The sequence below is a fragment of the Liquorilactobacillus uvarum DSM 19971 genome, from assembly GCF_001434935.1.
GTDB lineage: Bacteria > Bacillota > Bacilli > Lactobacillales > Lactobacillaceae > Liquorilactobacillus > Liquorilactobacillus uvarum.
In genome coordinates this window covers 42,894-56,931 of record NZ_AZEG01000001.1, presented here as the reverse complement: position 1 = coordinate 56,931, position 14,038 = coordinate 42,894, and the positions used below count along the sequence as shown (strand labels likewise).

Annotated in this window: 13 protein-coding genes and 1 pseudogene; 8 read left to right on the top strand and 6 right to left on the bottom strand. The window is 35.5% G+C overall.

What is annotated here, in order from left to right; translation table 11 throughout:
• The first annotated feature begins 11 nt into the window (after positions 1 to 11).
• Positions 12 to 692, top strand: a complete 681-nt coding sequence (locus FD20_RS00255; RefSeq protein WP_057735504.1) for a fructose-6-phosphate aldolase — start codon at positions 12 to 14, stop codon at positions 690 to 692.
• A 217-nt stretch (positions 693 to 909) separates the two neighbouring features.
• On the opposite strand, the gene FD20_RS00250 is transcribed toward FD20_RS00255, so the two are convergent.
• Positions 910 to 1,923, bottom strand: a complete 1,014-nt coding sequence (locus tag FD20_RS00250; RefSeq protein WP_057735503.1) for a LacI family DNA-binding transcriptional regulator — start codon at positions 1,921 to 1,923, stop codon at positions 910 to 912.
• A gap of 278 nt (positions 1,924 to 2,201) precedes the next feature.
• Here FD20_RS00250 and FD20_RS00245 point away from each other — a divergent pair.
• The 3 genes and pseudogenes from FD20_RS00245 (at position 2,202) to FD20_RS00235 (ending at position 5,898) form a co-directional block, all read left to right on the top strand.
• Positions 2,202 to 3,478: pseudogene (locus tag FD20_RS00245) on the top strand (SLC45 family MFS transporter).
• Between the two features lie 54 nt (positions 3,479 to 3,532).
• A complete protein-coding gene (locus FD20_RS00240) occupies positions 3,533 to 5,203 on the top strand; it encodes a glycoside hydrolase family 13 protein (protein WP_057735502.1) in 1,671 nt (556 codons plus the stop codon).
• 128 nt (positions 5,204 to 5,331) lie between these two features.
• A complete protein-coding gene (locus FD20_RS00235) occupies positions 5,332 to 5,898 on the top strand; it encodes a DUF1349 domain-containing protein (protein ID WP_157060806.1) in 567 nt (188 codons plus the stop codon).
• Positions 5,899 to 6,236: 338 nt separating this feature from the next.
• On the opposite strand, the gene FD20_RS00230 is transcribed toward FD20_RS00235, so the two are convergent.
• Positions 6,237 to 6,857, bottom strand: coding sequence for a LexA family protein (locus FD20_RS00230; protein ID WP_057735500.1), 621 nt, complete (start codon positions 6,855 to 6,857; stop codon positions 6,237 to 6,239).
• Positions 6,858 to 7,058: 201 nt separating this feature from the next.
• Here FD20_RS00230 and FD20_RS00225 point away from each other — a divergent pair, with 201 nt between their 5' ends.
• The 3 genes from FD20_RS00225 (at position 7,059) to FD20_RS00215 (ending at position 8,352) form a co-directional block, all read left to right on the top strand.
• The gene (locus FD20_RS00225) at positions 7,059 to 7,247 is read left to right on the top strand and encodes a hypothetical protein (protein ID WP_057735499.1); all 189 of its coding nucleotides are present in this window, start codon (positions 7,059 to 7,061) and stop codon (positions 7,245 to 7,247) included.
• A gap of 34 nt (positions 7,248 to 7,281) precedes the next feature.
• Positions 7,282 to 7,638, top strand: coding sequence for a hypothetical protein (locus FD20_RS00220; RefSeq protein WP_057735498.1), 357 nt, complete (start codon positions 7,282 to 7,284; stop codon positions 7,636 to 7,638).
• Positions 7,639 to 7,887: 249 nt separating this feature from the next.
• Positions 7,888 to 8,352, top strand: coding sequence for a hypothetical protein (locus FD20_RS00215; protein ID WP_235807685.1), 465 nt, complete (start codon positions 7,888 to 7,890; stop codon positions 8,350 to 8,352).
• A gap of 310 nt (positions 8,353 to 8,662) precedes the next feature.
• Here the strand turns inward: FD20_RS00215 and FD20_RS00210 are convergent, their stop codons facing one another.
• Both FD20_RS00210 and FD20_RS00205 read right to left on the bottom strand, forming a co-directional pair.
• The gene (locus tag FD20_RS00210; RefSeq protein ID WP_057735497.1) at positions 8,663 to 9,190 is read right to left on the bottom strand and encodes a flavodoxin domain-containing protein; all 528 of its coding nucleotides are present in this window, start codon (positions 9,188 to 9,190) and stop codon (positions 8,663 to 8,665) included.
• Positions 9,183 to 9,662 (bottom strand): MarR family winged helix-turn-helix transcriptional regulator, encoded by a 480-nt coding sequence (locus FD20_RS00205; protein WP_057735496.1) that lies wholly within the window; start codon positions 9,660 to 9,662, stop codon positions 9,183 to 9,185. Before FD20_RS00205 ends, FD20_RS00210 begins: the two co-directional genes overlap by 8 nt.
• 218 nt (positions 9,663 to 9,880) lie before the next feature.
• On the opposite strand from FD20_RS00205, the gene FD20_RS00200 reads away from it, so the two are divergent.
• Positions 9,881 to 10,636 (top strand): hypothetical protein, encoded by a 756-nt coding sequence (locus tag FD20_RS00200; protein WP_235807684.1) that lies wholly within the window; start codon positions 9,881 to 9,883, stop codon positions 10,634 to 10,636.
• Positions 10,637 to 11,123: 487 nt separating this feature from the next.
• Here FD20_RS00200 and FD20_RS00195 read toward each other — a convergent pair whose 3' ends face one another.
• Positions 11,124 to 12,521, bottom strand: a complete 1,398-nt coding sequence (locus tag FD20_RS00195; protein ID WP_057735494.1) for an NCS1 family transporter — start codon at positions 12,519 to 12,521, stop codon at positions 11,124 to 11,126.
• Complete coding sequence (allB, locus tag FD20_RS00190; protein WP_057735493.1) at positions 12,481 to 13,857, bottom strand: allantoinase AllB; 1,377 nt, start codon at positions 13,855 to 13,857, stop codon at positions 12,481 to 12,483. Before allB ends, FD20_RS00195 begins: the two co-directional genes overlap by 41 nt.
• Positions 13,858 to 14,038 lie beyond the last annotated feature (181 nt).

Sequence of the window (14,038 nt, the reverse complement as noted above, 5' to 3'; positions counted from 1 at the left end):
GAGAAAATATAATGGAAATATTAGTAGATACAGTCAATTTAGAGCAAATAAGAAGATATAATAAAACCCTGCCTTTAAGTGGTGTGACATCTAATCCAACGATTGTCAAAAAAGAAGGAAGAATTAATTTTTTTGAGCATCTGCGTGAAATTCGCAGAATCATTGGTAAAAATAAGGCACTTCATGTTCAAGTAGTCGGATCAACGGTAGATGAAATTGTTGCGGATGCACATCGCATTACGGAAGAAATCGACCAAGATGTATATATAAAAATTCCAACAAATGAAGAAGGATTGGCGGCAATTAAAATTTTGAAAAATAAGGGGTTACACATTACAGCGACAGCAATTTATACAGCTTTTCAAGGAGAATTGGCGCTGGCGGCTCATGCTGATTATCTTGCTCCTTACTATAATCGGATGCAGAATATGAACATTGCAGCTGATCAAGTAATTGCCGAACTTGCACAAGCAATCAAAAAAAGTGGAAGCCAGACCAAGATATTGGCGGCTAGTTTCCACAATGTTGAACAGGTAACAGCTGCAATAAAAAATGGTGCACATGCTGTCACAATAGGTACAGATGTAGTTAATGCTGGTTTAAATGTCCCTTTGATTTCAGCTGCTGTTACAGATTTTAAAAATGACTGGAAGTCACTATATGGAGATGTTACGATCGCAGCATTAAAATGAATAGCCAAAGGACCAATTTTACAATACTACGATAATATATTTTTATCTTAGCTTAATAATGGTTTATCACAATTAATTACAAACTTAGTAACCCTCCAGATTTAATCTCTGGGAGGTTATTTGTTTCTACACAAACAAATATAGACCTCAAGCAAAAAATTGCTCAAGATAAGTTCAAACTAGTCCCTTTAATTGATAAAACAGTTAAACATCTTAGTTAGGACAGTTTGTTGTTTCTTGTTAATGGACAATCGCTTTTGCGTTTTTCAATTTTTACGTCTATGAATTTACTATAATGAGTGTTTTTATCATTTCCTATCAAATACTTGGTGCCAAGTATTCCCATTTGATGAAAATCTTGGGTCAAGCTGGTCAATGTCGGTCTGACAAGATTACAAAGATTTGTACCATCAATAGTTATAATTGATAAGTCAGTGGGAACATGAAGCCCTAAACTAACAGCTTGGTTTGCAATTCCAAGACCTACTAGGTCGCTGCACGCAATAACAGCAGTAATCTTTGGATTTTTTCCAAAGTACTTCATTGTTTTAAGACCATCATCATATGTAAATAAGCCGTTGGTTATCCATTCAGGTCTAAGAACCAATTTGTTTTCAATAAGTGCTTTTCTGTAGCCAGCGATTCTTTGTTTTCCAATATATGAATTAGTGTCAAGACCGGCCAATGCAATATTTTTATGTCCTTGACCAATTAAGTAATTTGTTGCTTGATATCCAATTAAATAATCATTTGAGGCAATAAAAGGAATGTTGCGATTGTTAGAAATTGATAAAAAAATATAAGGTATTTCAGATTCACTAAGCAGCTTGTAGCTAGATTCTGAAAGGTCCAAAGCAAGTAACAGTATTCCCTTAACAGAACGTTCAATTATCGTTTTAATTGCCTCATATTGACGTTGCGGTTCTTTTTCTCCAGCATAGCTGATAATAACATTTAAGTCATGTTTGTATGCTTCCTCATGAATTCCATCGATGATAGGATTTGCAAAGTTAGTTTTGGTTGCTGAGACTATTACAGCCAGAACTTTACTTGAGCGGGTCACAAGTTCAACGGCTGCAGTATTTTTTCTGTATCCCATTTCTTTAGCGAGTGCTTGAATTTTTTTTATCGTTTTTTCTGAATTGAATTTATTTTTTCCAGATAAAGCTCGAGAGACAGTTGCAATTGAAACATTAGCTCTCTTTGCGATGTCTTTGATCGTTACGCCCATTAGTATTCACCTCATAATGAATATTATCACAGGTTTAATTATAGCACACCATTTTTAGAAAATAGTAAACGTTTGCTATATTGCTTAAAAGGTATTGTAAACGTTTACTCAATGTGATAATATAACCTTGTTGAATGAAATGAATATTGAGCTTTTAGAATGGAGGAGTTGTTATGATATCTAAGTTAGATGGAGAAACACTTTCTGCCGGTAAACAAAAAACAGATAATAGAGTGCAAAAAAAATTACCTGTTTTAAAGCGCTTAACTATATTCGCGATGACTTTTGGTTTCTTTGGGTCAACATGGCATTTTCTTTGCAGCAGTCACAACTTGGAAGAATATTCCAAACTATTGGAACCGATCCCAATAAACTAGGATTTTTTTTCATATTGCCGCCATTGGCGGGGATGATAATTCAGCCACTGGTTGGTAAATATTCAGATGGAACATGGAATCGTTTTGGCCGCCGAATGCCATATTTGTTGGTGGGTGCTCCTGCAGCAGCAATTGTTCTTATTTTATTGCCAAATGCTAGATCATTCGGATTTGGTTATGGTTCGGCCGCTGCTCTTTGGTTTGCAGCAGTCGCAACATTATTCATGGATTTAACTTCAAATGTGTGTATGCAGCCATTCAAGATGATCCTTGGTGATATGGTCAATGAAGAGCAAAAGGATATGGCATGGTCGTGGCAGCAATCTTTTTCAAGTCTAGGGGGAGTTGTAGCAACCTTAATTCCATTTGTTTTAGCCATTATTGGAATTCCTAATACTGCTTCTAAGGGTGCTATTCCGCTGACTGTTAAAATTGCTTTTTATCTAGCAGCAGCCATTTTATTGGCCACTTCAATATTAACAATTGCTAAGGTGCACGAATATGATCCGAAAACATATGCTCTTTACCACAACATTGATTTAAAAAAACAAAAAGGAAAGGGACCAAGTCTTGTTAGTCTGCTAAAGAAGGCACCTAGAGTTTTCTGGGAAATTTCAATCGTTCAGTTTTTTACTTGGTTTGCGATCTTGTATTCTTGGACATATGCAACTGGTGCTATTTCGCTGAATGTTTGGAATACTAGTGATCCTACATCGGTTGGCTATCAAGCAGCTGGAAATTGGTTTGGGGTTCTCACATGTATTCAATCAATTGCAGGTGTTGTATGGGGACTACTGGTTCAATCTCATACAAAATCAAGCCATCGGAAATTTTGGTATCAATTTGGGTTGATTTCCGGGGCGTTAGGCTTTATTTTAGTATTCTTTATACATAACAAGTATATGTTAATCATTCCGTTTATTTTAATTGGGATAACATATCTTGTTATAAATACACAGCCTTTTTCATTATTAACCGAAGCATTAGATGGTAAACATGATGGAGCATATCTGGGATTGTTTAACTGTAGCATTTGTTTGCCGCAAATAGCAGCATCTATAGCTAGTTTCTGGGTTTTTCCATTAGTGGGGCATTCGATGCCAGCAATGTTTTTAGTAGGAGGTGTCAGCCTGTTTGTCGCAGCATTTACAGTTCGATTTATACATCACAACAACTAAAATTAATAATTAAAGGCAAATGGATTTTGCCTATATCTGAAAGGAAAGATAATTATGAAAAAACAATGGTTTAAAGACTCAGTCGTTTATCAAATTTATCCAATGAGTTTTCAAGATAGTAATAATGATGGCATTGGCGATTTATTAGGGATCGTAAAACGTTTGGATTATGTTAAAAAACTTGGGGTTGATGTTATCTGGCTTAATCCAATTTATATCTCACCCAACAAGGATAATGGATATGATATTGCTGATTATAAGAATATTAATCCAGAGTATGGTAATATGGATGACTTCGACTACTTGTTAGCGCAAATCCATAAACGTGACATGAAACTTATAATGGATTTAGTTGTTAACCATACATCGGACCAGCACAAGTGGTTCCAAGAAAGTAAAAAAGCAAAAGACAATAAATACGCTGATTACTATATTTGGCGCGATCCAGTCGATGGACATGAACCGAATAATTGGCTGGCAGCATTTGGGGGACCTGCTTGGACATATGTCCCTGAAAGAGGACAATACTATTTACATTTGTTTGCTCCTGGACAACCCGATCTTAATTGGGAGAATCCAAAAGTAAGGGAGGCTGTGTTTGATGTTGAACGTTTCTGGCTAGATAAGGGCGTTGATGGTTTTAGAATGGACGTAATCAACTTAATTTCAAAACCAGCTGGTTTACCAGATCTTTCGGGAACTCCAACTGCTGAGAGAACACTTGGTTTTGTTGCAGATGGTCCTCGGCTCAATGAATTTCTAAGACAAATGCATGATGAAGTCCTTTCACATTACGATGTGATGACTGTTGGTGAAATGCCTGGATCAACCCCCGAAGATGCTATCAAGTATACTGGGCTTGACAGCCATGAACTTAATATGGTCTTTCAATTTGAACATGTTGGACTCGGACCTAATCCGGATGTACGTCTTGGCAAGTGGAACGATGAACCAGTTAAGCTGACAGAGCTGAAAAGTTCATTGAATCGCTGGCAAAAAGCGTTGGATGGAAAGGGATGGAACAGCCTTTATTGGAATAATCATGACCAGCCTCGGGCCGTGTCTCGATTTGGCAACGATGATCCTAAGTACCAGGTTAGGTCAGCTAAAATGCTGGGAACAACTTTGCATATGATGCAGGGAACACCGTATGTGTATGAAGGTGAAGAATTAGGCATGACTAACTGCCACTTTACTGATATCGAACAATATGAAGATTTGGAGTCAGTTAACTTTTTCCATGAATTAGTTGATCAAAGAAAGCTTGTTGATGGCCCAACTATGCTGAAGTATCTAGCAGTCAAGTCGCGTGATAATGCACGGACACCTATGCAATGGAATACTGATCAGGATGCTGGTTTTACAAAGGGGACGCCATGGTACGGCCTGAATGCTAACTACAAAGAAATTAATGCAAAAAATGAACTAGAAGATAAAAATTCAGTGTTTTATCATTATCAAAAATTAATCAAACTGCGTCATGATTTCGATATTATCAGATATGGGGCTTTTGAGGAACTTGATCCTCAAGATGAGCAAGTCTATGCATATCAACGGCATTATAATGGCAAAACTCTATTGGTCATCAGTAACTTCACAGATCAAACAGTTATGCGTAATTATAACCAGCCTAAAAATGCAGAATTGCTGATTAGTAATTACACTGATGATAAAGATGCTGAATTGCGGCCATATGAAAGCAAGGTCTATCTGTTCAATGATTAATTAAAAGCTGACAGGTTAGCATTTACAAAGTATAGTTTTATAGGTGAGTGTACTTTTGGATAATTGAGTATTGTCAAAATTAATTTTAAAAATAAATTATTGAGGTATTTACTTGTAGGAGGATAATGATGAAGAATTATAGTTGGATTAATAAACCGGATAAATTTGAAGAGAATGAAGAAACATTAGAAATCAAAACACAGCAGAACACTGATATGTGGCAAAAGACACATTACGGATTCAGCAATAACAATGCCCCAATGTATCTGACATCTAGCAGTCAGAAAGATTTTGTGTATGAGGTTAAAACTGAATTTGACAGTAATTATTTATTCGATCAATGCGGAATAATGATTTATTTGGATGAGCATAACTGGGCAAAATTTTCCAGTGAATATGAAAATGATGAGTTTCAGCGTTTAGGCGGAGTGGTTACTAAAAACGGGTATTCTGATTGGGCTACCCAGGATATTCCGGCAACTGTTAAAAGCATATATTATAGAATTACGAGAGAATCAAATGATTTTGTCGTTGAATATTCGTTTGACGGTGTTGATTTTCACCAGATGAGAATTTTTAATCTCTTGTTTGGTAACAAAATGGATGAAGTAAAAGTCGGTTTATATGCATGCAGCCCACAAGGAAAGGGTTTTACAGCAACGTTTAAACAACCACACTTTCTCTCAAAAAAATAGTTGATATTTTATTAGGTTCAGTTAGTAACAAAATTGAATAATATTTGAAAGCTATGAAGTGCCCCATAATTATTAGACATTGAAATCTGATGGTTATGGGGTTCTTGTATGTTCAAAACAGATATTGGACATGCTTTGCACTAATTAGCCTTAAATATTTAGTAGGAAAGTTTGATTTTTGAAACAGGTTAATATAGGTTGTGTTAAAAAAGACTGTGACAAAACAATAATTTTGTCACAGCCTTCTTGTATGAGGAGCTTTTTTGAGTAATCTTAATTTCAAGGTCTAAGTTCTATTCTATGTTTGTGTTGCTAAAATTCTGTTTATTCATACAGAATCATAGGCTTGAAACAAAACGTATTGCCTTACCCAAGATTTTAATGGGGTTTTCAGGTGTTGAAACAATTGGTTCGTATTTGGGGTTATCGGGCAATAATAATATCAATTTATCTGTATGTTTGATTCTTTTTAATGTAGCTTCATTTTCGTTTGTCAGCAAAACCGCAGCAATTTCTCCGTCTTCTACCTCAGGCTGCTGCCGAATTAAAACACTTGCGCCATTTGGGATGGTCGGTGTCATTGATTCTCCCTTTGCGCGCAAATAAAAGAGATTTCCAGAGGGTAAGGTTTCCTTTGGTTCTTCAATATATCCATCAATATTTTCGTCCGCTGTAATGGGATCCCCACAGGCAATCACACCTATGATAGGAATTTTAACAACTCCAGAAATGGGTATCATGTTGGTCGGCATCTCAACACCGAGGAGGTGTTCGGAAGTCGTTCCTAATGCTTGGGCGAAACTATCAATTCTATTTAAAGGGAAAGAGCGCGAACCATTAAAATACTTTGAAACAGCAGATTTTGCCATTTTTACACGACGAGCTAATTCACTGATTGAAATGTGCTGCTCTTTTGCAAGCTGCTGCATGGTAGCAACGATTTCTGTGTTAGATTTCATATCGACGGCTCCTTTTTAATAATTACTATCAGTATAGCATTGTTCTCAATGAAGAACAATGCTCTTTTTTTTGAGTAACCTTTGACAAAAAAGAACACTAATGTTAGATTTACAGTGTTCTCTTAAGTGAACACTATTGTGAGCTCGTATAAGAACAAATCGGCCGATTGTTTTATATTTATTAAAAATGGGGGAATGCTGATGGCACGTAAAGCTTCTATTTATGCGATTTATCGCGGTGATTGTTTTATTGATGTGGGGACCCTGCCTGAACTAGCGCAAAGAAATAAGATTACGATTGGGACATTGCTTTTTAAAGCCAGTCCGACATATGCACAGAGGACAAAGTATGAAGGGACAGTCAGAGTTTATAAAGTAGGACAGTCCTAATAAAAGCATCTAGGGTAAATTGGGAGTGAAAATTTTGAAGAAATTGTGGAATGCTAATAAAAATAAGGTAAATTTCTGGATTTCATTAGTCACATTTGTGCTCATTCTAAGTCTTACGTATGCCAAATTCAAATTTGCGTTGTCTTTTACAACAGCTGATTTGACACTAATTACCAGTGCATTGGGATCATTTATTATTTTCATCGGCAATGTTTTGAATAACAAAATTTTAGTTGAAGCGGGACAAAGCATTGATAGTACTGAATTTGGGGAAAAAATATCTGAAACGACAAAAGCGGTTTTTAGTGTTCAGGCAGATCTTAGTAAGCTAAAGAAAGAACTTGACCAAAAGGGCTTTCAGAATATTGGAGAAGATAAAAAGCAAAAGTAAAGGAAGGCGAAAATGAAAAAGATAGTAATGAAAAAAATATTTTTCGGAGTAGCTGCTATAGCTGCTCTTTTTTATTACGATTATTTTGGGTGTTTTTAAATTGTTTAGAACGAAATTTAATGTTTTGCTGTTAAAAAATTTTTCAAAAAATACTTATGTGTCATTGCAGCGCTCTATATTCAGAATTATAATTTGATTCATAAACAGAGAATGAAGAATAGAAATGTATTTTTAGGGATGTGAGCTAATATGTTTAAGCATATTCGTATTTTTTTCAAATTGGTGGCTTTTTTTATTGTTGGTTTGATAGGATTTATTAGCATTTTGATGTACCTAGGTAGCCTATCTTTTTATCCGTTCAAGTATAAGTTCGAATTTTATAATATTTACTTTTTTATCACATTGATATTGCTGCCATTTTTTAGAATTACTCACATGAGTTGGTTTAAATCAAGTGATGATCAGTTCGTGACATATAAGCAAAGGGCGCTGGATATGCATCAGCAAGATATAGCTCAAAATCATAAGAACAGAAAATGGTCATCAAATGGCGTGTCAGTGAACCCTTGGGAATATACAACAACCACTACCTTAACGTATGGCAATTCTGCGGGATGGGGATACAGTTTAGCCAAAAGTTTGTTTATGAGCACGGTATTTATTATTTTTGCACCCATATTTTATTTTGTATCATTCTTAAAAAGTCGTAGATGAAATGAATAAGTTTTGAGATTGTCAGATGAGTTTTACGCGTAATTTAATTTTTTGAAAAAATTTAAATAAAAAGTATGATGCAGCAGATGTTTGCATTATTGGGTTTAAAGTCAACAAGGGTTTGTTATGACATTTTATTGAAAGTTAAGATATAGTTTAGCTTTATTGTGAAGCTTTTTAGGTGAAAAAGACCCAGTGTTTAGCTTCAGTTAGTATTTTCTAATTGGGGACGCTACTAATAAAACTGTGTGATTGGGATAGCTTTGAAGGATGTTATTGAATTAAGTCAAGCATCAAGAGACCATGTTCTTCATATATTTTTCAGCATTTTGTTGAAGTTATCATCATTGACTTGTTTTTGATTTTCGTAGGCACTGATAATGTCTTTTTCATTTTCACTCAAATCTTCATTGCCTTTTTTCTTAGCTGCCGTGTAGAGTGCATTGATTAGTATTCTGTGGGTGATTGAAAGCTTTTTTATATTTAGCTGTCCACGTAAACGGTAGATCGATTGTAGTTTAAACGATGATCCTTCTACCATTTTAATTATCATTTTTTCAATTTTTAAATTATTTTCGGCACGTTGAGGATCGTAAATGCCCACGATAATCAATGTAATTTTTACTTGGTTACTTTGCCTTAGCTCACGAATTAGTTTATTAAAACCGAATATTTTACCTATATAAATTGGTGCTATGAATATAATTTCATCGCATTTATCTGTATAGTTCACAATCTTATCTAAAGAACAAAGAAAATAATTTTTTTGTTCAGCTATTTTGTGAGCATATTTTGCGCTTGTTCCATAGCGTGAAGAGTAGATGACAATTTTATTCAAGGTTACTTTCCTCTCTTTCCACTCCATCGTATAACTTCGTTATTAGTTTGTAAAAAAGATGAATTTCTTCTTGAGTATAATCACCAAAAATTGAATTTAGTTTATCTGTATGAAGTTCAGCAATCATATCGCCGTATTTATTTGCTTTTTCAGTTACTACTAAAGCCGTGTTTCTTTTGTTGCCAGTTTCTTGATTAATAGTAATAAACCCTTTCTTTTCGAGCGAAGTAGCCAATTTCTTTATGTTCTGACGAGATGAACCCAGGAGTTTTCCAAGATGTGTAAAAGTTGTGTCTGCATTTGAATGCTTGATCATTGTTAATAACATGAATTGCTTAAGTGTCAGCATTTCATTGTTATGATCAAAAATTGTTTGTAGACGATTTTGCAGAATGGATATGCTGGCAAAAATACCTCTAATTTCATTTGTTCTTGTACCGCTAAATTCATTAATCATTTGGTTAATATGCATGATGAACCTCCATGAATAATTATTTTTGTTTACATTATAGTAACTAGTTACTATAATGTAAATAGGTAACTAGTTACTGAAATGAGGCGTTAGAAATTATAAATACTAAAAGAAGACTTACTATTATTGTTGCTTTTATCACATTACTCGCAAGTATTACAGCAGCATATGGGGTATTTTCTTCGCAAGCAATTAATGAGAATGAAACAGTCCAAACAGTGTTTGGTTCATCAGTCACTCTCTATGGAAAAGGGCTTTACCACAATGAATCGATATCGATGGCAGCGCAAGTGATAGCTCAAGAAATCGTAACCTTATTTATCGTCATACCAATTCTGTTATTTTCTTTATTCCTTGCGAATAAAGGATATCTAAAAGGAAAGATAATGTTAACTGGGATTTTAGGTTATTTGCTTTACATGTATGCTACATATTGTTTTGTAGCAGTTTATAATAAGTTTTTCCTACTGTATGTATTGCTTATGTCACTATCTTTTTTTGGATTTATCTTGAATATGTATCAACTGGTTATGCTACGAAAAGAAATATTTTTTTATAAAACTTCGAACAAGTACATTGGGTTTTCTTCTATCATCTTAGGACTAACAATTTTATTTATGTGGCTAGGAAAACTTGTTCCGCCCTTGATTAGGGGAACGGTTCCTAGTAATTTAGAACATTACACAACATTTCCAATTCAAGCGCTAGATATGGGAATTATTGTCCCAGTGGCAATTATTTCTGGGATAGCAGTTATAAAAGAGCATGTACTTGGGTATTTATTAATTCCTGTTGTTACGATAAAAGGAGTCGCTATGTTTTTTGCAATCGATGCAATGCTGTTATCGATGTTTATAAATAACGTTCCTGTAAGCACATCGGAACTTATCATCTTTCCGTGTCTTACGCTATTACTCTGTTTTAATTTATATCTTATAATGACTAAGTTGCACGACTACAAAGAGTTGCTATAAAACAAAGTTTTCGTTTTTGATTAACTTAGATGTCAAGCTTATTTGACTATTTAGCAAGTCACATGACCTTTTGTTTCTTTTTATAGAGCAAAACAATAAACATGCACGAAAAATTTTATCAGAAGAAGGTTGGGGAATCCAAATAATTTGTTTCCGTCAGTTATTGAAAAAGCTAAGAAAGCTATTCATGATAAAAATAAATTATTTAATTCAATTGGTAGAATCAAATTATACAGGGAAACTTCCCCATGGAGAGTGGATTTTTTATAAATAAAGGAGTATAAAAACTCAAAAAAGGATCTCTGATAATTATGGGCATCAGAGATCCTTTTTTTATCTTAATTTAATATTATTGAACTGAATTCTCAGTGATAAAACTTTTATCTGACCAACTACTGTTAACGACGGTTTTTCGGGTAAGGCATTTTCCCGCTAAAATCTCAAATTTAAAAGGCAAGTTTGGGGATACGAGATAAGTTTTAGAAAATTATTCCAAATCTATCTGTTCAATTTGCTCATTTTCTGGTAGATCGCGTTTTTCTTTACGAATTCGATTCAATACTAAGTAAGCAATTCCACCAACAACAAAGCCAATAATCCATGATAGATCAACTTGCATCAAAGCTACTATGGCACCTATTGCCAACGCAATTGGGGCATTCCATTTAACAGCTTGTTGTTTGTTATCATTATACAAAGTCTCCAAATTAATAGATTGATGACGTTCAATATAGTATTCAACAAGAATAATGGCCGTCATGGGTCCTAAAAAGACAGAATATGAGCGAATGAAGAGTGCCAACCCAGCTGAGGAAGAGTCTTGCACCAGCAACCACGGAAATGAGCATGCTGCCAGCAGGCCTACAATGGCAATTGCCCATTTCTGCGGCATTTTAAGAAGAGATGTCAAAATGTAAGTTGGAGGCATAATGTTTGCAACGGAGTTAGTGGTAATTACTCCTAAAATAATGAAGCCGGAAACAAACAAAGTGATCAGATTGTTATTGAAAATGTGAGACATTGCGTTAACAGGACTAGAGATACCAGTAACTGCCGCTAGCATGGCACCAGTGACGATTGTAATGCCATAAGCAACTGTGATAGGGAGAAAATATAAGAATCCCCGATATTTATTAGATAAATTTGGCTTGAGTTCTCGGGAATAATCTGCTGCCGATTCAAAGATAGCAGTATAGTTGCCTAAAAAAGCGACAATAAAGCTAAAGAATGTCAAGCCCCATGATCCGTGAACATTAATGAGTTTTGATTGAATAACCGTGCCGTGCTGGGTAATCAGTAACACGAAAACACCAAATAGGGCAATCATTACAATCACAGAGATAATTGAAGTAACAACTTTAATTGATTTGAAGCCTTTTAAGGCAATTAAAACTTGCACAACTTGCATAATCACAAAACAAATTGCTGTATTATTAAATGATCCGCCCGTCATAATTTTTGCAATTTGATTTAACGCTAAAGCTCCAGTCCAGCTTTGAAAACCGAACCAGATAATGGCAGGGATTCCTCGAAGTAAGCTAGCAAATTTTGCACCGGTTTTTCCAAACGATAGGCGAAGTTGCATGACATATGGTGCACCGGTTAAATAACCAAAACGATCGTTTAGGGCAAAAATGACAGATATAATAAAGATGGCGATAGCGGCTGCAACTAATGTTTGCGTTAAACTCATGGTTGCGGTTCCGGCAACTACAAGTGAAGATCCTAGTGTGATATTGCCAATGTTGAAACCATCACCTAGCCACATTGACATGTAAGCAAAAACGCCAACAGTCCGATGGTCGTTTGAAATTGGTTTTAAATCCTCTGAAACTGGTGCATCCTCAATTGTGAATGGTTTGCGTTGTGTCAGTGTCGTCTGCATAGGCTGCTTCTCCCTTCACTTTCTGGTTTAATAGAAATTTGCCACGTAGAATAGTGCGTGTGATCCGATCATGAATTTCAAATCCTTCATAAGCAGAAAACTTATTTTTATAGTAGAGGTCATCGTTACTTAAGATATAACTTTGGGTCGGGTCTAGGAATATGATGTCGGCATCTTTACCTACTTCAAGGGATCCTTTACTTTTTAAACCAAATAAATCGGCTGGACCGGATGCAATTAATTGAACGAATTGAAGAATAGTGAGCCGCTTTGATTTGACGGCCACGTCATAAAAAAGGTCTACGTTATTTTGAGCACCACTGATACCGCCCCAAACTTCAAAAATATTATCGTTGGGATTGGCTTTCATGCTGGCAGGTGCTGGTGAGTGGTCAGAAGTGACAGCATTCAGCGCACCTTCTTGAACCTTTTTCCAAAGTTGTGCTTGAACATCTTTTGTTCTTAAAGCTGGTGAACATTTTGCAAGTGGGCCGATGTTTTGAAAATCATCTGTGTCAAGCGTCAGATAATGAACACAGGTTTCGCACGTTACATCTTGTCCTTGAGCTTGAGCCTCTTGAACTTTTTCAACAGCTTCACCGGTTGAGAGATGAACGAAATGCAGTTTACAGCCAGTCATTTTTGCAAAGTATAATGCTCGAAGAACAGCCTCGACTTCAACCATTGGTGGTCGGGAATCAATATAATCTTGAATTTTAGTTTGATGATTAGCGATTTTTTCTTCGGCAAATCGATCGGTCAAAACAGGATTTTCAGCATGTAGTGACAAGCGTAAACCCGTTTTTTGAATAGCTTGCATACCGCGATACAGTTCATAATCATCAACATTTTTAAAATCACCGGGAATATCGGTGCCTGTCGTTGCCATGAAGGCTTTGTATCCAGCAGCACCAGCAGCAGCTAATTTAGAAATTTCATCTAGATTGCCCGGAACTAGGCCACCGTATAGGGCAAAATCGATATAAGATTTTCCTTCAGCAATAGCTCGATGACGATTGAACTCATTTGCTGTCGTTCTGGCTGGCAAAGCATTGAGAGGCATGACGACCATACTAGTGGTACCGCCGGCAGCTAATGCTTGGCTACCAGTATGGTAATCTTCCCAATCGCTGCGACCAGGTTCGTTAATGTGAACGTGAGCATCTACCATGCCAGGGAGAACAAACTGTCCTTCAGCATCAATGACCTGCTCTGTTTCAGTTGAAAGTTTTTTTCCGATAGCAGCTACTTTGCCATTTTTGATTGCTAGCTCACCTTCAAATACTTTGTTGGGTGTTACGATTTTTCCATTTATAATAACTGAGTCATATTTCATAGTTAACAAATCCTTTCTAAAATTGCTGAATCGATTTTTGAACATTCACAAAGAAAAATGAATTGGGAACATCTTTTTTAATAATTAATTATAATTCTATGAGAATTTTGATAATGTGCATTAGACAGAGGGTACAAAAATTTATCAGAAATTAGTTAAGGTCCACAATCAAATGTTATAT